This window comes from Nocardia coubleae NBRC 108252 (assembly GCF_001612805.1).
Classification (GTDB): Bacteria; Actinomycetota; Actinomycetes; order Mycobacteriales; family Mycobacteriaceae; genus Nocardia; species Nocardia coubleae.
The window spans coordinates 254,121-275,295 of the sequence record NZ_BDBD01000021.1; the positions used below are offsets into that span (position 1 = coordinate 254,121).

General features: G+C 69.6%; 19 protein-coding genes. 10 read left to right on the forward strand and 9 right to left on the reverse strand.

Annotation, left to right across the window (positions count from 1 at the left end; all coding sequences use genetic code 11):
- Positions 1-2 precede the first annotated feature (2 nt).
- Together NCO8_RS24020 and NCO8_RS24025 are read right to left on the reverse strand one after the other, a co-directional pair.
- Positions 3-881, reverse strand: coding sequence for an AAA family ATPase (locus tag NCO8_RS24020; RefSeq protein ID WP_157105062.1), 879 nt, complete (start codon positions 879-881; stop codon positions 3-5).
- Positions 878-2,143, reverse strand: a complete 1,266-nt coding sequence (locus NCO8_RS24025) for a glutamate-5-semialdehyde dehydrogenase (protein ID WP_067642351.1) — start codon at positions 2,141-2,143, stop codon at positions 878-880. Before NCO8_RS24025 ends, NCO8_RS24020 begins: the two co-directional genes overlap by 4 nt.
- A 183-nt stretch (positions 2,144-2,326) precedes the next feature.
- Here NCO8_RS24025 and NCO8_RS24030 point away from each other — a divergent pair, with 183 nt between their 5' ends.
- From NCO8_RS24030 to NCO8_RS24060, 7 genes are all read left to right on the forward strand, one after another.
- Positions 2,327-3,190 carry a ribokinase gene (locus NCO8_RS24030; protein ID WP_067642352.1) on the forward strand — a complete coding sequence of 288 codons (864 nt, stop codon included), beginning with the start codon at positions 2,327-2,329 and terminating at the stop codon, positions 3,188-3,190.
- Between the two features lie 63 nt (positions 3,191-3,253).
- Positions 3,254-4,465 carry an RtcB family protein gene (locus tag NCO8_RS24035; protein WP_067642353.1) on the forward strand — a complete coding sequence of 404 codons (1,212 nt, stop codon included), beginning with the start codon at positions 3,254-3,256 and terminating at the stop codon, positions 4,463-4,465.
- Between the two features lie 61 nt (positions 4,466-4,526).
- Positions 4,527-6,650: a RecQ family ATP-dependent DNA helicase gene (locus tag NCO8_RS24040; protein ID WP_067642354.1), complete on the forward strand. Its 2,124-nt coding sequence runs from the start codon at positions 4,527-4,529 to the stop codon at positions 6,648-6,650.
- A 77-nt stretch (positions 6,651-6,727) separates the two neighbouring features.
- Positions 6,728-7,819, forward strand: a complete 1,092-nt coding sequence (locus NCO8_RS24045; protein ID WP_067642355.1) for a methyltransferase — start codon at positions 6,728-6,730, stop codon at positions 7,817-7,819.
- Positions 7,820-7,881: 62 nt separating this feature from the next.
- The gene (locus NCO8_RS24050) at positions 7,882-8,271 is read left to right on the forward strand and encodes a hypothetical protein (RefSeq protein WP_225281022.1); all 390 of its coding nucleotides are present in this window, start codon (positions 7,882-7,884) and stop codon (positions 8,269-8,271) included.
- Between the two features lie 63 nt (positions 8,272-8,334).
- Positions 8,335-9,294 (forward strand): non-homologous end-joining DNA ligase, encoded by a 960-nt coding sequence (gene ligD, locus NCO8_RS24055; protein ID WP_067642356.1) that lies wholly within the window; start codon positions 8,335-8,337, stop codon positions 9,292-9,294.
- A 77-nt stretch (positions 9,295-9,371) separates the two neighbouring features.
- Positions 9,372-10,322 (forward strand): D-isomer specific 2-hydroxyacid dehydrogenase family protein, encoded by a 951-nt coding sequence (locus NCO8_RS24060; protein ID WP_067642393.1) that lies wholly within the window; start codon positions 9,372-9,374, stop codon positions 10,320-10,322.
- On the opposite strand, the gene NCO8_RS24065 is transcribed toward NCO8_RS24060, so the two are convergent.
- Together NCO8_RS24065 and NCO8_RS24070 are read right to left on the reverse strand one after the other, a co-directional pair.
- Positions 10,316-13,060, reverse strand: a complete 2,745-nt coding sequence (locus NCO8_RS24065; RefSeq protein WP_067642357.1) for an ATP-binding protein — start codon at positions 13,058-13,060, stop codon at positions 10,316-10,318. The two genes, NCO8_RS24060 and NCO8_RS24065, sit on opposite strands and share 7 nt — an antisense overlap.
- 53 nt (positions 13,061-13,113) lie before the next feature.
- Complete coding sequence (locus tag NCO8_RS24070) at positions 13,114-13,914, reverse strand: DUF5602 domain-containing protein (protein ID WP_067642358.1); 801 nt, start codon at positions 13,912-13,914, stop codon at positions 13,114-13,116.
- Between the two features lie 236 nt (positions 13,915-14,150).
- Here NCO8_RS24070 and NCO8_RS24075 point away from each other — a divergent pair, with 236 nt between their 5' ends.
- The 3 genes from NCO8_RS24075 to NCO8_RS24085 are packed head-to-tail and all read left to right on the forward strand — an operon-like array spanning position 14,151 to position 16,726.
- Complete coding sequence (locus NCO8_RS24075; protein ID WP_067642359.1) at positions 14,151-14,885, forward strand: ESX secretion-associated protein EspG; 735 nt, start codon at positions 14,151-14,153, stop codon at positions 14,883-14,885.
- A 36-nt stretch (positions 14,886-14,921) separates the two neighbouring features.
- Positions 14,922-15,293 carry a hypothetical protein gene (locus tag NCO8_RS24080; RefSeq protein WP_067642360.1) on the forward strand — a complete coding sequence of 124 codons (372 nt, stop codon included), beginning with the start codon at positions 14,922-14,924 and terminating at the stop codon, positions 15,291-15,293.
- On the forward strand, positions 15,293-16,726 hold the full coding sequence (locus NCO8_RS24085) for a hypothetical protein (RefSeq protein WP_067642361.1): 1,434 nt from the start codon (positions 15,293-15,295) through the stop codon (positions 16,724-16,726). Before NCO8_RS24080 ends, NCO8_RS24085 begins: the two co-directional genes overlap by 1 nt.
- A 490-nt stretch (positions 16,727-17,216) precedes the next feature.
- Here NCO8_RS24085 and NCO8_RS24090 read toward each other — a convergent pair whose 3' ends face one another.
- The 5 genes from NCO8_RS24090 to rplU form a co-directional block, all read right to left on the reverse strand.
- Entirely contained in the window at positions 17,217-17,543 is a 327-nt protein-coding gene (locus NCO8_RS24090) for a MafI2 family immunity protein (RefSeq protein ID WP_157105063.1), read from the reverse strand.
- Positions 17,540-18,655, reverse strand: coding sequence for a glutamate 5-kinase (gene proB, locus NCO8_RS24095; protein WP_157105064.1), 1,116 nt, complete (start codon positions 18,653-18,655; stop codon positions 17,540-17,542). The genes NCO8_RS24090 and proB overlap by 4 nt, the downstream gene beginning before the upstream one ends.
- Positions 18,656-18,766: 111 nt before the next feature.
- Positions 18,767-20,230 carry a GTPase ObgE gene (obgE, locus tag NCO8_RS24100; protein WP_067642363.1) on the reverse strand — a complete coding sequence of 488 codons (1,464 nt, stop codon included), beginning with the start codon at positions 20,228-20,230 and terminating at the stop codon, positions 18,767-18,769.
- Between the two features lie 118 nt (positions 20,231-20,348).
- Complete coding sequence (gene rpmA / locus NCO8_RS24105; RefSeq protein WP_067486232.1) at positions 20,349-20,615, reverse strand: 50S ribosomal protein L27; 267 nt, start codon at positions 20,613-20,615, stop codon at positions 20,349-20,351.
- Between the two features lie 22 nt (positions 20,616-20,637).
- A complete protein-coding gene (gene rplU, locus NCO8_RS24110) occupies positions 20,638-20,949 on the reverse strand; it encodes a 50S ribosomal protein L21 (RefSeq protein WP_067486230.1) in 312 nt (103 codons plus the stop codon).
- Between the last annotated feature and the right edge of the window lie 226 nt (positions 20,950-21,175).

Sequence of the window (21,175 nt, forward strand, 5' to 3'; positions counted from 1 at the left end):
CCTCAGGCCAGTTTCAGCTCGGACAGTGCGCGCTGGTGGTCGCTGCGGTGCTTGAGCACCACGCCGAGCGTGGCCCGCACGGTGGCGTCGTCGAGGTCCTGGGAACCCAGTGCGAGCAGGGTGTTGCCCCAGTCGATCGTCTCGGCCACCGACGGCAGCTTCTTGAGCTGCATGCCGCGCAGCACATGCACGATGCGCACCAGCTGCTCGGACACCACCGCCGACAGCTCGGGTACCCGGCTGGCCAGGATGCGGCGCTCGAGGTCTTCGTCGGGGAAGTCCAGGTGCAGGTACAGGCAGCGGCGCTTGAGCGCCTCGGACAGTTCGCGGGTGGCGTTGGAGGTGAGCACCACGAACGGCTTACGGGTGGCGGTGATCGTGCCGAGCTCCGGAACGGTGACCGCGAAATCGCTGAGGACCTCGAGCAGCAGACCCTCGATCTCGACGTCGGCCTTGTCGGTCTCGTCGATCAGCAGCACCGTGGGATCGGTGCGCCGGATCGCGGTGAGCAGCGGACGCGAGAGCAGGAACTCCTCGGTGAAGACGTCGGCTTTGGTTTCGGCCCAATCGTTTTCGCTCGACGCCTGGATCCGCAGGATCTGCTTGGCGTGGTTCCACTCGTAGAGGGCGCGAGCCTCGTCGACACCCTCGTAGCACTGCAAACGCACCAGTTCGGCATCGGCGACCTGGGCCACCGCGCGCGAGAGTTCGGTCTTGCCGACGCCCGCCGGGCCCTCGATGAGCAGCGGTTTGCCCAGCCGGTCGGCGAGGAACACCGAGGTGGCCGTGGCCTTGTCGGCCAGGTAGCCGGTGGTGGCCAGCCGGGCGATGACGTCGTCGACCGAGGTGAAGATCGGTTCCTGTACCAGGGTCACGGTCACACCGGCCGAGTCTGGCCGTCGCCCCACACGATCCACTTGGTGGAGGTGAGTTCGGGCAGGGCCATCGGGCCGCGGGCGTGCAGCTTCTGGGTGGAGATGCCGATCTCGGCACCGAAGCCGAACTGCTCGCCGTCGGTGAACGCGGTGGAGGCGTTGACCATCACGGCGGCGGCGTCGACGCGGGCGGTGAACTCACGCGCGGCGGCCAGGTCGGCGGTGACGATGGCCTCGGTGTGGCCGGTGCCCCAGGTGTTGATGTGCTCGACCGCGGCGTCGAGATCGTCGACGACCTTCACGGCGATATCCATGGTGAGGTACTCCTCGCCCCAGTCGGCATCGGTGGCGGGCACCTGACCGGGCAGGTCACCGTGAATGGTGACGCCCGCGTCCTCGAGTGCCTTGCTCAGCCGCGGCAGCGCGGTCTCGGCGACGGCGGCATCGATGAGGAGCGTCTCGGCGGCGTTGCACACGCTGGGACGGCGGGTCTTGGCATTGAGCACGATCGCCTCGGCCATGTCGAGGTCGGCGGCGCTGTGCACGTAGACGTGGCAGTTGCCGGTGCCGGTCTCGATGGTCGGCACCTGCGCGTCGCGGACGACGGCATTGATGAGTCCCGCACCGCCGCGCGGGATGACCACGTCGACCAGGCCGCGCGCCTGGATCAGGTGGGTGACGCTCGACCGGTCGTTGCTGGGCAGCAGCTGCACCGAGTCGGCCGGAATGCCCTGGGCGGTGAGCGCTTCGCGCAGGATCTCCACGAGCGCGGCATTGGAGTTCGCCGCCGAGGACGAGCCGCGCAGCAGCGCCGCGTTGCCCGATTTCAGTGCCAGGCCGAAGGCGTCGACGGTGACATTGGGCCGCGCCTCGTACACCATGCCGACCACACCGAGCGGCACCCTGGTCTGCCGGATCTCGAGCCCGTTGGGCAGGGTGCTGCCGCGCACGACCACACCGACCGGATCGGGCAGGCCTGCGACCTGACGCAGACCCGAGGCGATCCCGTCGATGCGGGCCTTGGTGAGCCGCAGCCGGTCGAGCAGGTTCTCCTGGGTGCCCGCCGCGCGGGCGATCTCGATATCGGCGTCGTTGGCCGCGAGCACGCGGTCGGCCGCGGCGAGCAGCGCATCGGCCGCGGCGTGCAGTGCGTCGTTCTTCTGCGCCGTGGTGAGCTGAGCGAGCGCACGGGACGCGACGCGAGCCCTGCGGGCGGCGTCGTGCACCGCTGCGCGGATGTCGAGCTCGGGGGTCACTTCTACCGTCATGGGTATCAGCGTACGCAGTGCGCCTGCTCCGCACGACGCCACCCGGGACCCGGAATGTGGCTCCGACCGGCAGCGGGACCGAGTTATCCACAGGGTCTTGCGAGCAGGCGCCCCGCCACTCGACCACTGACGCCGAGTCTCAAGCGGCACCGCACAACGCCGTCGCCGCTAGATTCGAGGTTTATGAACCACTCCGCCGCACCGACCGTCGTGGTGTTGGGCAGCGTCAATATGGACCTGGTCACCACTACCGCGCATCGGCCCGCCCCCGGAGAAACCGTGCTCGGCTCCGGCTTCGCCACGGTTCCGGGCGGGAAAGGCGCCAACCAGGCGATCGCGGCGGCCCGCTCCGGTGCCGACGTGCGTTTCCTCGGCGCGGTCGGCGACGACGCCTTCGGCGCCACCCTGCGTGCGACCCTCGACGGCGCGGGCATCGACACCACACTGCTGCGCACGGTCCCCGGCCCCAGTGGGGTAGCGACGATCGTGGTCGACGGCGACGGCGAGAACAGCATCATCGTCGTGGCCGGCGCGAACGGCCGGATGACCGACCTGACCGAAGCGGAGCTCGCGACGATCGCGGCCGCCGACATCCTGCTGTGCCAGCTCGAGATCCCCCTCGAAACAGTCACAGCGGCCGCACACCACGCCGGCTCCGCAGGCACCCTCGTCGCCCTGAACCCCTCCCCCGTCCAGCCGCTGCCCGCGCGACTGTGGGCCGATGTCGACCTGGCGATCGTGAATTCGCTGGAATACGAACAGTTCTCGTCGACCTTGGGACCGGTTGCGCACGTGGTGCGAACCCTGGGCGCCGACGGTGCGGTCTACCGTGGCGGCGACACGGAACTGGTCGCCGGTGGGCGTCGTGTCGACGTGGTCGACACGACGGGCGCGGGCGATGCCTTCACCGGCGCCCTCGTAGCAACCTGGTCGCAGGGCGCGGCCGCCGCTCTGAACTGGGCAAACGCAGCCGGCGCCCTGGCGACTACCCAGCTCGGCGCCAGCGCGTCCATCCCCGGACGGGAACAGATCGCGGCCGCGTTGTAAATGGGGTGCGCCGCCCACGACACGGCCCCTACCGTTGGTATTACACCAAGGAAAGGACCGACCATGTTTCCCGTCGAGCTGCGCGGTACCCGAGCGCAGACGCTCATGTGGGCAGACGAGCACCAGATCGAGCAGGCCGCACTGAAGCAGCTCCGCAATATCGCGGAACTGCCCTGGGTGCACGGGCTGCGCGTGATGCCGGATGTGCACCTGGGCAAAGGCGCGACGGTCGGTTCGGTCATCGCCATGCGTGACGCGGTGGCGCCCGCCGCCGTCGGTGTGGATATCGGGTGCGGTATGGAGAGCGTGAAGACGGACCTGACGGCGGCGGATCTGCCCGACGACCTGCGCTCGCTCCGTTCGCGGATCGAGGAGGCGGTGCCGGTGGGGTTCAGCGCGCACAAGGAGGCGGTGAACGTCACCGCGCTGCACGCCGGGTCGCACGGGCAGTCCGCCCGCACCAAGGGATGGGACCGGTTCTGGCGTGAATTCGGCGAGCTGCACCCTGGTGTTTCCGCGTTGGAGTCCAAGGCGCAAAAGCAGATCGGATCGCTCGGCGGCGGCAATCACTTCATCGAAATCTGCCTCGACCAGGACGACGCCGTGTGGATCCTGCTCCACTCCGGCTCGCGCAATATCGGCAAGGAGCTGGCGGAGCGGCACATGGCGATCGCGCGGGCGCTGTCGCACAACCAGTCGCTGCCCGATCGGGACCTGGCCGTTTTTCTTTCCGGGACACCGGAGATGGACGCCTATCGCCGGGACCTCGCCTGGGCCCAGGAGTACGCGGCGCGCAATCGCGCGGTGATGCTGTCGCTGGTGTGCCGGGCGGTGCGGGACGAATTCGGTCAGCGGCCGGTGCGGTTCGAGGAGCCGATCAGCTGCCATCACAACTATGTGGCCGAGGAGGTCATCGACGGCGTGCCGATGCTGGTGACCCGTAAGGGTGCGGTGCGGGCGGGTGCCGGTGCGCTGGCGCTGATTCCGGGGTCGATGGGCACGCGCTCGTATGTGGTGCGCGGCAAGGGCAACCCGCTGTCGTTCCAGTCGGCCTCGCACGGCGCCGGACGCCGGATGAGCCGCAACGCGGCCAAGCGGCAGTTCACCGTCGCGGACCTGATCGCCCAGACCGAGGGCGTGGAGTCGCGCAAGGACGCGGGCGTGGTCGACGAGATCCCGGCCGCGTACAAGGACATCGACGAGGTGATCGCGGCCCAGACCGATCTGGTCGACGTGGTCGCGACCTTGCGTCAGGTCCTGTGCGTGAAGGGGTGACTCGGCGGGCGGTCTGTATCGCCGATCAAACCTGTCGGTGGGGTGGGGCAGCATAGGGCCCATGACCACAGCGGCAGGTAACGACGTGCTCGACCTGATGGCTCCCGACCTGCGCGAACGCGCCGAGGAGCTGCTCCGCGACCTCGCCGGGCCGCAGGCCCGGCTACGCGAGGACCAGTGGACGGCGATCGAGGCGCTCGTCGTGCGGCGCAGCCGGGCGCTCGTCGTCCAGCGCACCGGCTGGGGTAAGTCCGCGGTGTATTTCATCGCGGCCAAACTGCTGCGCTGGGCGGGTCGGGGGCCGACGGTGATCGTGTCGCCGCTGCTCGCCCTCATGCGCAACCAGGTGGCCGCCGCCGAACGAGCGGGGGTGGTGGCGGCCACCATCAACTCGGGCAATGTCACCGAGTGGGACGAGATCCATCAGCGGGTCGCCGATGGTGCGGTCGATGTGCTGCTGGTGAGCCCGGAACGCTTGAACAATCCCGACTTCCGCGATCAGGTGCTGCCGAAACTCGCGGCCGATGCGGGGCTGGTCGTGATCGATGAGGCGCATTGCGTGTCGGATTGGGGTCACGATTTCCGTCCCGATTACCGCCGCATCCGCACCCTCATCGCCGACCTCGGCACCGATGTGCCGGTGCTGGCCACCACGGCGACCGCCAACGACCGGGTCGTCACCGATGTGGCCGGGCAGATCGGCACCGACACACTGGTGTTGCGCGGCACCCTGGATCGCGAGTCGCTGCACTTGTCGGTGGTCCGGTTCGACGACGCGGTGCAACGCACAGCGTGGCTCGGCGCCCACCTCGATCGGATGCCCGGTTCCGGCATCATCTACTGCCTCACCGTCGCCGCGGCGAACGACCTGGCCGACGTGCTCGCCACCCACGGGCACACCGTCGCCGCCTACACCGGCCAAACGGACCCGGCCGAACGCGAAGCGCTCGAGGCTGCGCTGCTGAACAACGAAGTCAAGGCCCTGATCGCGACCTCGGCACTCGGGATGGGCTTCGACAAGCCCGATCTCGGTTTCGTGGTGCACGTCGGGGCGCCGTCCTCGCCGATCGCCTACTACCAGCAGGTCGGCCGCGCCGGGCGCGGCACCGACCGCGCCGAGGTGGTGCTGCTGCCCGGCCCGGAGGACGCGCGCATCTGGAGTTACTTCGCCTCCGTCGCCTTCCCCCGTGAACACATCGTGCGCTCGGTGCTCGCCGCACTCGACACGGATCGGGCGATGTCGACGGCGGCGCTCGAACCGCTCGTGGAGCTGAACCGTTCGCGGCTCGAGATGGTGCTGAAAGTGCTCGACGTCGACGGCGCGGTTCGCCGGGTGCGCGGCGGCTGGCTGTCCACCGGACAGAGCTGGACCTACGACACCGAACGCTACGAACGTCTCGCCGCCGCCCGCGACGCCGAACAGCAGGCGATGATCGACTACCAGTCGACCACGACCTGCCGGATGACGTTCCTGCGCCGCCAGCTCGACGACCCCGGCCTCGACGGCCTGGCCACCGCCGAGCTCGACTGCGGCCGCTGCGACAACTGCACCGGCACCCGCCCCGACACCAGCATCGACGACGCCGCGATCGCCGCCACCCGGGCCCGGCTCGACCGCCCCGGCCTCGACCTCGCCCCGCGCAAACAGTGGCCGACCGGCATGGCGAAACTCGGAATCCCGTTGTCGGGCAAGATCACCGGCGGCGCCGAGACCGGGCGGGTGCTCGGCCGGCTCACCGATCTGGGCTGGGGCCAACGCCTGCGGGCCCTGCTCGACGGGCCCGACGCCCCGGTACCCGACGCGGTGTTCGACGCCTGCATCGCCGTACTGCGCGACTGGGACTGGGCGGCCCGCCCCACCTCGGTCCTCGCCCTGGAATCGCCGCGCTACCCCCAGCTCACCACCAGTCTCGCGCAGCGACTCGCCCAGATCGGGCGGCTCACCGACCTGGGCACCCTGCACGCGCGCCCCGACCGGCCCCCGGTCTCGGCGGCGAACTCGGCCCACCGCGTCGCGGGGTTGTTCGACTACTGGGAGGTACCCGACCTGTCGCAGGTGGACGGACCGATCCTACTGGTCGACACCCTTACCGACACCGGCTGGACCATGACCGTCGCCGCCCACGCCCTCCGGACGAGCGGCGCGGACGCGGTGCTGCCGTTCGCGCTGGCCACGCCGACCTGATCCACTCCCGCCCAGCGCGTCCGATCCCGTACTCTCAGCAAGTACGCGCAGGTCGAACGGCCGACGATGGAGTCGTGATGACGTCGAAGAAGCTGCCCCCGATTCCCGTGGTCCACGCGTTCGACCGGGTGCGCGACGCGCTGGCCAGACTCCACCGGCGGCTCGTCCCCGGCCATATCGCGCTGCTGGAACTGCAGTTCGCGGGATTCCTCTCCCAGGCCATCAGCACCGCCGCCGAGCTCGGCATCGCCGACCAGCTCGCCGACGGCCCGCGCACCTCGGCGCAACTGGCGAGCGCGCTCGACGTGGACGAGGACGGACTACGCAGGCTCCTGCGGCTGCTCGTGAGCTACGAGGTGTTCGCTCAGCGCCGCGACGGCAGATACGCCCTGACCCGCATCGGTGAGGCGTTGCGCGGCGACGCGGCGGTGACCATGCGTGAGGTGGCCCGTTTCTTCGGCTCCCCCTACCACCGCAACCACTGGACCCATCTCGGTGATGCCGTCCGCACCGGCGAGGCGGTCGGCCAGGCGCTGGAGGGCGCGAGCTTTTTCGAATACGCCGCGCGCAATCGTGCGGTGGGCGACCTGTTCGATCGCGCGATGACCAGCATCGGCACGCTGTCGATCGAACCGCTGCTCGCCGCCTACGACTTCGGCCGGTTCGACACCCTCGTCGACGTCGGCGGCGGACGCGGCAGCCTGCTCGTCGAGATTCTCCGCAGGCATCCCTCGACCACCGGGGTGGTGTTCGACCTGCCCGGCGTGGTCGAGGATCTGAGCTCCGATCTCGCGGCAGCCGGACTCGGGCGGCGCTGCACGGTGGAAGCGGGCTCGTTCTTCGAGGCCGTGCCCGCGGGCGCCGACGCCTATCTGCTCAAGAACATCGTCCACGACTGGTCCGACGAGCACGCCGAACGCATCCTGCGCACCGTCCGCGCCGCCATGGGCCCGGCCGCGACGCTGCTGGTGATCGAGCTGGTGCTGCCCGAGCATCATCGGCCGCACCCGGGCAAATTCGTCGATCTGGAGATGCTGGTCAATACCGAGGGCGGCCACGAACGCACCGAAGCCGAGTTCCGCGCCCTGCTCGACCGCAGCGGTTTCACCCTGACGCGCACGGTGGAGACCGTGGCGCCGGTCTGTGTCCTCGAGGCCGTCGCGCGCTGATCGGGCCCGACACGCCGTCGCCGATTGTGTGTACCGCCGGTGAGCAGTGTTTCAATGCGGCTATGACCAGGACCACATTTGCTCGAACCCTGATGGCCGTCGCCACGGGCTGTGCGGCCGGCTTCACCCTTTTCACCGCCCCTGCCCAGGCGACGAACGAGAACCCGCTCGACTGCTCCGGCGTGCCGGGCGCCCAGGCCGCCGCCGACCGCGAAAGCGCACGACGCGGCATCGCCATCACCCCGCTGTGCTTCAGCGGCGGTCTCTACAGCGGCATCCACGCGGGCATCCCGCTGGCCGTGCTCAACCCGTTGACGATGCCCGGCACCAACACCGTGTGCGTCGCCGAACGCGAAACCGTCGAGGCGGCGGCCAAATTCGAATGGACCGAGCAGGTGCATGTGATGCCGATGTGCATCCAGCACCGGGCCTTTGGGGTGTACGAGCTGTAGTCGCGCGCCACGCGGGTCCGTTACCCGGCCACGGGGCGGGCCCGCTCGTCTATCGTTGCGCGTGTGGCCAAGTCTGCGGCTCCGGCGGTCGAACTGCCGGTGGGTGAGTACACGGTACGGGTCAGCAATCCCGATCGGGTGTACTTTCCCGAGCTCGGGGTGACCAAGCTCGACCTGGTGAACTACTACCTCAGCGTCGGCGACGGCATCGTCAACGCGCTACGCGACCGGCCGTGCATGCTGCACCGCTTCCCCAAGGGGCTGGCCGGTGACAAGGTCCATCAGAAACGGTTGCCCGCCGGTGCGCCCGACTGGATTCCGACCGTGCGGGTGTACTTCCCGCGCTACGGCAGGCACGCCGACGAACTCTGTGTCGAGAAGCTCGCCGACGTCGCGTGGGCGGTGCAGATGTCCACCGTGGAGTTCCATCCCTGGAATTCCCGCTCGACCGACACCGAGTCACCCGACGAGTGGCGCATCGACCTGGATCCCATGCCCGATTGCCCGTGGTCGCGGGTGCAGCGCGTCGCCGGGGTGGTGCACGAGGTCCTCGACGAGTTCGGTGCCGTCGGCTGGCCGAAGACCTCCGGCGGTCACGGCCTGCACGTCTACGTGCGGATCGCGCCCGAGCGCGGCTTCCAGCAGGTGCGCCGAGCGGCGCTGGCCTTCGCCCAGGAAGTCGAGCGACGCGCGCCCGACGACGTGACGACCGCGTGGTGGCGGCGCGATCGCGACCCCAAAGCCCTGTTCGTCGACTACAACCAGAACGCGCGCGACCACACCATCGCCGCCGCCTATTCGGTGCGTGGCGTTCCCGAGGCCACCGTGTCGACACCGGTGCGCTGGGACGAGATCGACTCCATCCATCCTCGTGATTTCACGATCCGGACCGTCCCCGCCCGCTACGCCGAACTCGGTGACATCCAGGCCGACATGGACGACGCCGTCTTCGACATCACGCCACTGCTGGAACTCGCCGACCGCCACGGCGTGGACGAACCCGTCGACCTCGACGAATCGTGAGGTCCTGGCTCGACGCGGTCCCGGCGGTCCGGAAGAATCGGAACTCTGCCCGCCCCGGCACCAACCAGGAGGACTTTGTGCAGGAATCCGCGATCACCGTCGCGATCGGTCCGGACCCGAACGCTCCGCGACTGCTCGAGAAGGCGGTTGTCGGCGCGGGTGCCCGGGTCGGTCCGCTCGCCGACGCCGACGCCCTGATCTGGACCGGGACGCCCGCTGATTTCCCGGCCGAATTGCCCGCGTCGGTGCGCTGGGTGCAGTTGCCCGCCGCGGGGATCGAGGACTTCTTCGATGCGGGCGTGTTCGCCGCCCACCCCGGCCCGACGTTCACCTCCGCGGCAGGTGCCTTCGCGCACAGCGTCGCCGAACACGCGCTGATGCTGTTGCTGGCGGGCGTTCGGTATCTGCCCGAGCAGTTGCGTGCGACCTCGTGGCGGCAGCGCGAGTTCTTCCCGCACGTGGGGTCGTTGCGCGGCAAGACGGTGACGATCGTCGGCGCGGGCGGTATCGGCCGAGCGCTGATCCCGATGCTCGCCCCGCTCGGCGCGCACGTGATCGCGGTGAACCGGTCGGGCAACCGCGTCACCGGACCCGGAATCGGCGCCGACGTGGAGACGGTGCCCGCCGATCAGCTCGGACGAGTCTGGTCGCACACCGACCACGTGGTCGTCGCGGCCCCGGCGACCGCGCAGACGCGTCATCTGATCGGTGCCGACGAGCTGGCCAGGCTCAAGCCGTCGTCGTGGGTGGTGAATGTGGCGCGCGGCAGCCTGATCGACACCGACGCGCTGGTCGACGCACTGCGGCGCGGCCTCATCGGCGGTGCCGGACTCGATGTCACCGACCCGGAACCGCTGCCCGACGGGCATCCGCTGTGGGACCTGCCGAACGCGATCATCACCCCGCACGATTCCAATCCGCCGCAACTGCGCCTCGCCGCTTTCGCCGATCATGTCGGCGCCAACGTCGCCCGGTTCGTGGCGGGCGAACCCTTGCGCGCGATCGTGGATCCGCAGCGCGGTTACTGATCGATCCGGCCGCTGCCGACCCAGGACGCGATGCGGCTGCGGCTGGTGAAGCCGAGTTTGGTGAGAATGTGCTGCACATGGTTCTGCGCGGTGCGTTCGGACAGGACGAGCGCGGCAGCGATCTCCCGGTTCGTGAGGCCACGAGCCACGAGCCGGGCGACCTCGCGTTCGCGCGGAGTCAGTGTCGTGCCATGGTTTTCGTGCACCGCGACCATCCGCAACCGCTCGATCCACGGCGTCATCCCGACCGATTCGGCCACCGGCAACGCACCCTCGGCCACCGCGACGGCATCGGCGGTGGCGCCCCGGACGAGTAGGAGTTCCGCCAGTTCGCAGTCGGCCTCGACGGCGAATCCGGGGGCGCCGATCGTGCGGGCGGTTCGCGCCGCCGCGCGCAGATCCTTTTCGGCGGTATCCGGATCGTCGAGTGCGGCAGCGAATTTCCCCAGCCACAACTCGACGGGCCCCAGATAGTGCGCATTGCCACCACCGCCGGTGACGTGGCCGTGGCGGTAGCGGCTCAGCCGCTCACGGAAGTAGGCCACGTCGTCGACGATGCCGAGACCGGCCGCGACCGCACCACCGACGGCGAGCACATCGAGCGCGAAATACGGTGGGATCACCCAGGTTCCGGGACGGCCGAGGCCACGGTAGAGGGACTCGGCCGCTGCGGTCATGCCGCTGTCGACCATCGGGAACGCGGTGCCGAGCGCGGCGAACAGCAGATTGCGCACCTCGCCGCGCACGGGTGCCTGCGGCATTGCCAGTGCCTCCGGCGGATGGCCGCGGTGGTGCCCGACCACGACCAGTAGTGATCGGTAGGCGCCGAACGCGGCGGGATGGCCGAGTGTGGTGGCCAGCTCGTGTGCCCGCCGGGCCCGGTCGAGAGCGTCGTCGAACTCGGCGCGCGCCTGGGCCAGCGCGGCTTCCGCGACCAGCCGGTGCCACCGCGCCATCGGCCCGCCGGTGTGTTCGGTGCACCAGGACAGGCACGACAGCTCCCTGGTGATCGCGCCGAGGTCACCCTGTTCCCACAGCGCATCGATGCGCCACAACCTGCCCCACATCTCCATGGCCGGGTCGCGCGCGTGCTCGCCCGCGGCGATCATTCTGGTGGCGAGTTCGCGATGTTCCTCGCGATGGTCGGGTCCGCTGCAGGCGAGCTGACGCGCCCGCAACGCGGCGGCGAGGACCGCCGGGTCGTCACTGCGCTCGGCCACCGCGAGCGCGACCCGGCTCGACGCGTCGACACCCTGTGAGCGGCCGAGGTAGATCGCGGTTTCGGTGGACCGGGCCAGCAACCGGGCTCGCAGCGAAATGGGCAGGTCGGCGGCGGCGAGCGCTTCGGCGCACGCGTCGGCGATAGCGCGGTCCCAGCCGCGCTCCCCGATCGGCTCGAGCACCAAGGCCGCCTCGGCCTGCAGGACCGGTTCCCCTGATTTGCGGGCCAGTGCCTCGGCGGCGGCGCAATCGGCACGGGCGGCGACGAGGCGACCGGTGCGGACCTGGGCGGCGGCCCGCTCCAGCAGCAACCTGCCCCGCTCGAGCGGTTCCAGCTCGGCGGCATGGGTCATCGCCAGCCCGTAGAACCGCACGGCGTCCTCGAAAGCCAGCTCCCGCAACGCCACCTGTGCGGCGCGGCGCGCCCAGCGCACGGCGGGTTCGTGTGCTCCGGTCACCGCCGCGTTCGCCCAGTGCCAGGCCAGTGCGGCCGAATTCGCCTCCACCGCATCGGGATACAACGCCTCGATGGCCAGAGCCGCCCGCTGATGCAGCACCACGCGCTGGTGCAGCGACAGATCGTCGAGCAGGGCGGCCCGCACCAGCGCGTGCGCGAACCGCACGGTGCCCGGATCGTCGTCGGTCGCCAGCAGACCCGCGTCGACCGCCTCGTCCACCGCGGCCAGGCAGTCCGCCGCCGAGCGCTCGACCAGCCGCGCGGCCACCGCGATCGAGAACCGCTCACCCAGAATCGAAGCCGCCCGCAACAGCTCGACGGCCCGGGCCGACCGCGGCACCATCCGCGCGCGCACCACCTCGCGCAGACTGGTCGGCAGGTGCAGCGCGTCGTCGGTGGTACCGCGCATCGACCGGCCGAGTTCACGCAGGTAGAAGGGGTTTCCGCCGGTCATGTCGAACGCACGGTCCGCCAGTTCGGCCGGCAGCGCGCGGCCCGCTTCGAGCTGTAGGCAACGCGCCGAGTCCGCGGGCGAGAGGCCACGTACGGGCAGCGAGGCGGTGACCGGTTCACGCAGGAGTTCGGGCTTGATCGCGGTCCAGCCGCCGTCCTCGGCGCCGGTGCGCTCGGTGGCGCACACCATGACCCGGCGATCCCGCAGCCCGCGCACGACATAGAGCAGGGCCTGCAGCGAGGGCTCGTCGGCCCAGTGGATGTCGTGGATCACCAGCAGCGTGCCGGTTGCCGCGCCGTCGTCCAAGCTTGCCGCGAACGCCTCGAACAGCGCGACCCGGTCGCCGTCGGGCGCGGCGATCCCCGGACCCAGCGCCTGGCGCCACAACCAGAACGGAGGCGGATCGGGCAGCTCGAGCGCCCGCGCCCAGAGCGTGCGCACCCCGCGTTCACGGGCGCGCGCCGCCAGCTCGGCGACCAGCCTGGTCTTGCCGACCCCGGCCTCGCAGGTACAGATCACCTGCTGCGGAACCGCGTGGACCGCATCGTCGAGCCGGGCCAGCAGGTCCGCCAGCTCCCACTCGCGCCCGATCAGCTCGGTGATCACACCTCACCTCCGAGTAGACGAGCCTACTCGCAGGTGAGGGGCTTGCAGAAGGGTCAGGAAGCGGTGCGATCGGTGAGCCCACCGACCGTCACCACATACTCGTCGGCCGTATCGTCGAAGCTGATCGAATAGGTGGTCGGATACCGCGCGGTGCGCTGGTAGGCCTGCGGCTGCGGAATGTCGCCGGTGAACGACGGCTTGGTGAGCAGCCATTCCAGGGTGAACATCGGCTCGGTGAAGATGTACTGGCCGTCCCAGGAGCCGTTGATCAGGGTTTGCGTGAATTGCCCCGGCGCGACCGGATTGCTCATGTCGAGCCAGTGCACGCCCATCGCGGGGACCGCCTGCATCTCGATCGGCTCGGGCGCCGTCACATAGCCGGCAGGCATGTATTTCGCGTCCGGGTTCACGGCCGCTTTCGCCAGGAACTGCGGGTCCTGTGGGCTGATCGCCGTCACCGCCGCCGGGTCGATGAAATAGAAGTGGGAGTCGAAGTGCGGCTTGTCGAACATGCCTGCCGGTGGATGGCCGTGCGGCACCCAATCGAAGGTGAGGTGGTCGACCACCGCGCCCGCCGCTTCCTTCGGCAGCGCCAGCGGTCTACCGGCGGGGGGTGGGCCCTCCGGCTCACCGGCCGGCATGGGCAGCCCCTCCAGTGCCGCCTCCTGGATTCGCAGGCCGACCTCGGTCGGCTTGCCCGAGTCGTCGGTCGTCACGTAGGTGCGGATCTGGCCGTTGCCGAGGGCGAGTTCGTCGCCGTAGTAGGTCGCCGCGTCACTGTCGTCACCGCAGGCCGCGCCGAAGGCGAGCACGAGAACGGCGGCCAGTGCCGTGGTGATGCCGCGAGTACGCATGGTCCTCACCCCAGTTCCGCGAGTCGGACGGCCGCCTCGAACACGTAGGTCATAGCTCCTCCAGTCAACGGATCTGTCCTGACGGTAGGAGTCACAGCGGTGACAGACGTCCGCCGAAATACTCATCCCGGTACTCATTGCGCCGGAGTTTCCATTCGGGCGGATGAACGGTGCGCCGGAATCGGACACTGCGGTTAGGCTGAGCTCGTCCTGGTTCGGTAAGGATGGGATCGGCAATGGGATGGACCTTCACCGCGGACGAGTTCGCGCACGTCTGGCGGGAGACCGGTCGCGACCGGGTGCCGTTTCCGCTGCGGCTGCTCGAAACGCCGCGCACCGAGGACGAAGCGCGCCGATTACGTTCGACGCTCGACCAGCGACTCACGCCCGGCACCGATCCCGATCTCACCGCGTGCCTGCGGATCGTCGCCGAACCGCACGCCAGGATCGTGCTCGTCGGCGGCGGGCACACGCCGGGCAGCGAGATCCGGTTATTGGCCTGCGCTGTCTACGATCACGCGGTTCTCGTCGTGCAGGAACCCGGCACCCGGCCCGATTACGGTGGGCAGGTGCGGGTTTCGATCGGGCACAGTGCCGGAATCGGGGCGCGCGTCACCGCCTGCCTGCCCGACACACCGCCCGGACGTGAACCCGCGCGTGAGGCGGCGGCCGACGCGGTGCGCGATGAGGAGACCGTGATCGCGGCCCATCCCGCGGTGCCCCGGATCCAGCGTTTGCTGCGCCGCCCGCACACCGCCGAGGGGCATATCCGCATCGAAACCGGACTCGACCGTGAAACCCCTTCCCCGCCGCTGCATTACAGCTGGATCGACGTCGCGGGCGACGGGCGCTACCTGCTGCGGGTGGGGGAAACGGTGCACGTGGTTCCCGCTTCGTCCGGTCAGCTCGCCGCGCAACTGCAGCGCCGGGTGGCACCGGCGCACAGTTCGCACAATCGTAGGTCCGGCTAGCCTGGACACCGACGCTTGATCTGGAGGGGAGACGCGATGACGATCGAGAGCAGCCGAGCCGAGATCTCCCGGTTCCGCAGCGCCGCCGCGGCGGGGACGGTGAAATTCGATCCCGAGGCCGCGCGCCGGTGTGCCGATCTCTACGCACAGCAGGCCGACCGGCTCGCCGAATTACGCCACGACCTCGAAAACGCCGCCGAGGCAGGCGGATTCGGTGGTTTCGTCTCCGCACAGCAATTACAGGCCGGCTTCGCCCACAAGGCACGCGACGCCGCCGATCTGCTCGATCGCTACATCGAAGCGGCGTACCGGATGCGTGAGGCGTTCCTGCTCAGCGCGGGCCTCTACGAGGAAGCCGACGCCGCCGCGGCCGCCGCGCTGCGCGCCATCGATACGCGGGTGCACTGATGAGTACTGATCCCACCTACATCAGTGCGATGGAGCACTTCGAATCCATGCCGCACGAGCAGATCTACGCTCGCACCCAGCAGATCGACGCGGGCGAGATCCTCGGTGCCTCGATGGCCTGGCTGGAAACCGCCGCCGCCCTCGTCACCCTCCCCGTCGCCAAGGCCAACGCCGACCAGGTGATGGAGGAAGCGGGATGGGAAGGCGCGGCCGCCGAAGCCGCCGCCGCCAGCACCCGCAGTTTCGCCGCCGCCATCGACGAATTGGCCGCGGTGATGGCGGAAGTCGGCACCCGCCTCGGTGGGGTGGCGGCCGCCGCCGAAGCGGTGAAACTGGCGGTGGTCGCCCCCGGCGACTCCGGCCCGATCGGCACCATCGCCCGGCTGCTGGCAGCCGCGGATGTCATCGACGCGCAGATGGCGGCCGAAGCGTTGCGCCAGGAAGCGCTCCTGGCCATGAACATGATCTACAAGCCCGCCTACACCCTGGCCGGAACCGGCGTCCCCGCCCTTCCCGTCCCCGCTGCGGATTCCCCTGTCCCACTGGACGACCCGCCCCGGACCAATGGTGCTCCGCCTGCCGAGGCCACCCCCCAGAACCCCGAAACCCCGGCACCCGCCAACCCGAACAACTCCACCCACACCACCGAAAACCCCGCGCCCCCAGCACCGTCCACCGAAGCGCCTGCGCCGACCGAAAACCCGGCGCAGCCTGGCGAGCCCACACCGCCGAGCCCCAACCCCGCCACCCCCAGCGAAAGCCCTGCACCGACCACCGAACTCCCGGCACCGCCCAGCGAAAGCCCCGCCCCGACCACCGAACTCCCCGCACCGCCCAGCGAAAGCCCTACGCCGACGAGCGAGCCACCGGCCCCGCCGAGCGAAAGCCCCTCCCCCACCACCGAACTCCCGGCACCGTCGAGCGAGATTCCGGTCCCGTCCAGCGAGCCACCAGCCCCGCCGAGCGAAAGTCCTTCCCCCACCACCGAACTCCCGGCACCGCCCAGCGAAAGCCCCGCCCCAACGAGCGAGCTCCCGGCGCCGCCCAGCGAAAGCCCGAGCCCTACAACCGAAGTCCCGGCACCACCCACCGAGCCACCGGCGCCGCCGCCGACGAATCCTGCTCCGCCGCAGGAGGAAAGCCCGGCACCCCCGAGCGAACCACCCGCGCCACCGAGCGCGAACCCTTCACCGCCGAGCAACCCGCCCGCACCGCCAACTCAACAGGACTCCAACCCGACCGCCCCGGACACCAACACTCCACCGGTCGCACCCGCACCACCCCCACCCCAGAACGCCCCCGACATGTCCGACCCCGGCGGCCAACCCGGCGTCACCGGCCCCGTCCCCGGCGCCGATCCACCCCAGCCCGCACCACCACCCCAGCACCCCGGCGGCCTGGACCAACCGGGCGTCATCCCGCCGCAGCGATAGAGTCGACGCATCCGACCGGGAATGCACCCGGTCGCGTCCCACAGCCGAGATGGACCGACGGGGGCCATCCCAGCGCAATTTCAGGCATCGACTCGATACGTTGACGCCCGCAGGACAGGCCGTACTGCTCAAGACAGGCCGAAAACGATCACGAGCCGACCGAACTCAGCGAGGATCAGCGGCCGCGCTGATATCGGAGTTGCACTCTAGGCGTCTCGTTCGGTGCAGACCGATCAGCGCGCGTGTTGCGGTCCGCCGGGTGCGCGGCCAGCGCCGGGTGGTCAGCCGGCGAAATCAGCGCCTGTTACTCAGTGCAGTTGTTGCGATCAACACGGCGCACAAACACTGCGGTCGGCGTGGGTCGCGGCGGGCAAGGTCGATCCGACGCAGTCCGGAGCTCGCCGCCAACCCTCAGGGCTGGGTTTCCGCCTGCCGTGGACGGCACGTTCTCCTCATGCGCCGGGGTCGTCGGCGCGCATGCCGAAGTCGATCAGCGTTCACGCCGATGGAAGACGATGTGCCATCCCGGAAGTACGGCGACTCTTGTCGGCGGATCCACGCGTTCGATGCGCTCGTCCACGCAGTGATCGGAAAAGTCGGCGACGACTTCGGCGGCTACACAGCTGATCAAATCGCGATCGTCATCCGTGATCGGTCCCTCGACGACGAAGCTGATCGAGATCACGCCCTCTTCCGCCTTGCAGAGCACTGCCCGGACAGCAGCCGACACTTCGCCCCACAAAGCGCGATTCACCGAGAGAAGCAGCTGGCCCCGGCTCGGCCCCGTCGGCTCGACGATCGGGGGCGGAACGCTCACACCTTGACGAGGTCGTCGGCGTGGATGACCGGGCGCTGCATGGTTTCGGGGAGGTCGGTGGTGGAGCGGCCGAGCATGGTGGACAGTTCGGTGCTGTCGTATTCGACGACGCCTCGGGCGATGACCTCGTCGGTGGGGCTGACGAGGTCGACCACGTCGCCGCCGAAGAAGCGGCCGCGCAGGCCGGTGATGCCCGCGGCGAGCAGGGAGCGGCGTTCGGCGACGGCGGCGACGGCGCCGTCGTCGAGCAGGACGGCGCCGCGGGTGTCGGCGGCGTGGCGGACCCAGAACTTGCGGCCCGACAGGCGGACGGGGCGGGCGGCGAAGGCGGTGCCGACGGTACCCGCGGAGAGGGCGGTCGCGGCTTCGGCGGCCGAGGCGAGCAGGACGGGGATGCCCGCGTCGGCGGCGAGGCGGGCGGCCGACAGTTTGGAGGCCATGCCGCCGGTGCCGAGCGCACCGCCGCTGCCCGCGATGACGCCGTCGAGGTCGGCACTGCCGCGCACCTCGGGAATGAAATTGGCGGGCCCCTTGCGCGGGTCGCCGTCGTAGAGTCCGGCCACATCGGAGAGCAGGATCAGGGCGTCGGCGCCCACGAGGTGCGCGACGAGGGCGGCGAGGCGGTCGTTGTCACCGAAACGGATCTCCTCGGTGGCCACGGTGTCGTTCTCGTTGACCACCGCGACCGCACCGAGCGAACGCAACCGATCGAGGGTGCGCTGCGCGTTGCGATGATGCTCACGACGCGCGAAATCATCGGCGGAGAGAAGTATCTGGCCGACGGTGCGGCCGTACCGCGCGAACGAGGTTCCCCAGGCGTGTGCCAGGGCGAGCTGGCCGACACTGGCCGCGGCCTGTTTGGTCGCCAGATCCTTGGGCCGCTTCGACAGGCCCAGCGGTGCGAGCCCGGCGCCGATGGCACCCGAGGACACGACGACCACATCGGACCCGGCCCGCATCCGCGCCTCGACGGCATCGGCGAGCAAATCGAGCCGGCCGGTGTCGAGACCGCCTTCGAGGCTGGTGAGAGCCGACGAACCGATCTTCACCACCACGGTGCGCGCCGACACGATCGCGGCCCGTCCCTGACTCAGCTCCGAACCCACCTGCATCGCCCAACTCCCTGCACGAATCGTCGTCGACGGGCTCGCAGGAGCCCTACCGCAGTATGCCGACCGACTCGTCGCGCCCGACAGCGAATTTCGCCGGGCGCGACACCACCGTCAACTCTTCCGTTCACCGTTCTCGTCGAGCAGACCACGCCGCGCCTGCGAGGCGAGCTTGCGCTCGGCCGCGCCGATGCGGTCGTTGTTCTCGAGTCGCAGGTCGGTGCCGCGCCCGGTCGGCTGCATGTCGACACCGGCCGAGATCTGCGGCTCCCACTCGAAGGTCACCTCGCCGATGGTCACCGGGCAGCCGGGTTCGGCACCCTGCTTCACCAGCTCCGCTTCGACACCGAGACGAGCCAACCGGTCGGCCAGGTAACCCACGGCCTCGTCGTTGTTGAAATCGGTCTGGCGGATCCAGCGTTCCGGCCGGGTTCCGCGCACGATGAAACCGCCGGGTTCCTGCGGATCGGCGATCACGCTGAAACCGGACTCGTCGGTCGCGATCGGGCGGATGATCGGACGCTTGGGCGCCGCCTTGGGGTGGTCTTCGCGGTACTGGCGGACCATGTCGGCCAGCGCGAAGGTCAGCGGACGCAGACCGGCGCGGCTCACGGCCGAGATCTCGAAGACCGGCCAGCCGCGGGCGGTGAATTCGGGCGTCACCATCTCGGCGAGCTCTTTGCCGTCGGGGACGTCGGTCTTGTTCAGGATGACCACGCGCGGGCGGTCGGCCAGGTCGCCCAGGCTCTCGTCACCGGAGAGCGCGGGCTTGTACGCGGCGAGTTCCGCCTCGAGCGCGTCGACATCGGAGACGGGGTCGCGGCCGGGTTCGAGGGTCGCGCAGTCGACGACGTGGGCGAGCACCGCGCACCGTTCCAGGTGGCGCAGGAAGTCGAGCCCGAGGCCGCGACCCTGGCTGGCGCCGGGGATCAGGCCGGGCACGTCGGCGACGGTGAAGGTGGTGTCGCCGGACTGCACCACGCCGAGGTTCGGCACGAGCGTCGTGAACGGGTAGTCGGCGATCTTCGGCTTGGCGGCCGAGAGCACCGAGACCAGCGACGACTTACCGGCCGACGGGAACCCGACCAGACCCACATCGGCGACCGACTTCAGCTCGAGAACGAGATCGAGTTCCTCGCCCTCCTCGCCGAGCAGCGCGAAACCGGGCGCCTTGCGCGCCTTGGACGCCAGCGAGGCGTTGCCGAGGCCACCGCGACCACCACGGGCGATGATGAACCGGTTGCCGACGCCGACGAGGTCGACCACGACCTTGCCGTCGCTGTCCACGACCACGGTGCCGTCGGGCACCTGCAGCACCAGGTCGGTGCCCTGCTTGCCGTCGCGGTTACCACCCTCGCCCGGCTTGCCGTTGCCCGCCTTGGCGTGGGGATGGAAGTGGAAATCGAGCAGGGTGTGCACGTTGGCGTCGACCTCGAGGATCACATCGCCACCGTTGCCACCGTTGCCCCCGTCGGGACCGCCGAGCGGCTTGAACTTCTCACGGTGCACCGAGGCACAACCGTGTCCACCTCTACCGGCACGAACATGCAGCACGACGCGGTCGATGAATTTGGACATGGGTTGATCCTCCTCCTTCTGACTTGTCGTTTGCGGTAATGGTGGACGAACGCGACAGAGCGGGTCAGGGAAACCCTGACCCGCTCTGGTGTCCGTGGGGAGCTGACGCTCCAGGCGGTCAGGCCTGGACCGGCTCCGGGACAACGATGTTGACGGTCTTGCGGCCACGCTTGGTGCCGAACTCGACCGCGCCCGCCGCGAGGGCGAACAGGGTGTCGTCGCCACCACGGCCGACGTTGACGCCGGGGTGGAAGTGGGTTCCGCGCTGACGGACGAGGATCTCGCCCGCGCTGACCTTCTGGCCGCCGAAGCGCTTCACGCCGAGGCGCTGGGCGTTCGAATCACGACCGTTCCGGGAGCTGGATGCACCCTTCTTATGTGCCATTGCTTCGTCTCCTCGGGAATTCTTACTTGATGCCGGTGACCTTGATGACCGTCAGCGGCTGACGGTGACCCTGGCGCTTGTGGTAGCCGGTCTTGTTCTTGAACTTGTGAATCCGGATCTTCGGACCCTTGGTCTGATCGACGACCTCGGCGGCCACGGAGATCTTGGCCAGCTTGTCGGCATCGGTGGTCAGATCGGCGCCGTCGACGACGAGAACCGGGGTCAGGGCCACGGCGTCGCCGGGCTTGCCCTCGATCTTCTCGACCTTCACCAGGTCACCGACCGCGACCTTGTACTGCTTTCCGCCGGTCTTGACGATTGCGTACGCTGCCATCGGTCGGCTTCCTCCACTCACGTTGGTCCTGCACATGTCCACGCCGCAGCTGCGACGCGTATTTCTGGGCTCATCCCCGCACGTGCGGGGGAAGAACGTTAGCTGCCTGCCTGCGGTATCACCCGGCCGTCCGGCCGGATGCCCAATCGCTGGGCAGCGACCGACCTAGGTTACCAGAACGGTATGCCGTCCCCCAATTCGGCCGGTCAGCGCCGAATCGGGGGAC

Coding starts and splice junctions, on each gene's coding strand:
- NCO8_RS24025 (WP_067642351.1), bottom strand. CDS start 2,143: ATGACGGTAGAAGTGACCCCCGAGCTCGACATCCGCGCAGCGGTGCAC.
- NCO8_RS24030 (WP_067642352.1), top strand. CDS start 2,327: ATGAACCACTCCGCCGCACCGACCGTCGTGGTGTTGGGCAGCGTCAAT.
- NCO8_RS24035 (WP_067642353.1), top strand. CDS start 3,254: ATGTTTCCCGTCGAGCTGCGCGGTACCCGAGCGCAGACGCTCATGTGG.
- NCO8_RS24040 (WP_067642354.1), top strand. CDS start 4,527: ATGACCACAGCGGCAGGTAACGACGTGCTCGACCTGATGGCTCCCGAC.
- NCO8_RS24045 (WP_067642355.1), top strand. CDS start 6,728: ATGACGTCGAAGAAGCTGCCCCCGATTCCCGTGGTCCACGCGTTCGAC.
- NCO8_RS24050 (WP_225281022.1), top strand. CDS start 7,882: ATGACCAGGACCACATTTGCTCGAACCCTGATGGCCGTCGCCACGGGC.
- NCO8_RS24070 (WP_067642358.1), bottom strand. CDS start 13,914: ATGCGTACTCGCGGCATCACCACGGCACTGGCCGCCGTTCTCGTGCTC.
- NCO8_RS24075 (WP_067642359.1), top strand. CDS start 14,151: ATGGGATGGACCTTCACCGCGGACGAGTTCGCGCACGTCTGGCGGGAG.
- NCO8_RS24080 (WP_067642360.1), top strand. CDS start 14,922: ATGACGATCGAGAGCAGCCGAGCCGAGATCTCCCGGTTCCGCAGCGCC.
- NCO8_RS24085 (WP_067642361.1), top strand. CDS start 15,293: ATGAGTACTGATCCCACCTACATCAGTGCGATGGAGCACTTCGAATCC.
- proB (WP_157105064.1), bottom strand. CDS start 18,655: ATGCAGGTGGGTTCGGAGCTGAGTCAGGGACGGGCCGCGATCGTGTCG.
- obgE (WP_067642363.1), bottom strand. CDS start 20,230: ATGTCCAAATTCATCGACCGCGTCGTGCTGCATGTTCGTGCCGGTAGA.
- rpmA (WP_067486232.1), bottom strand. CDS start 20,615: ATGGCACATAAGAAGGGTGCATCCAGCTCCCGGAACGGTCGTGATTCG.
- rplU (WP_067486230.1), bottom strand. CDS start 20,949: ATGGCAGCGTACGCAATCGTCAAGACCGGCGGAAAGCAGTACAAGGTC.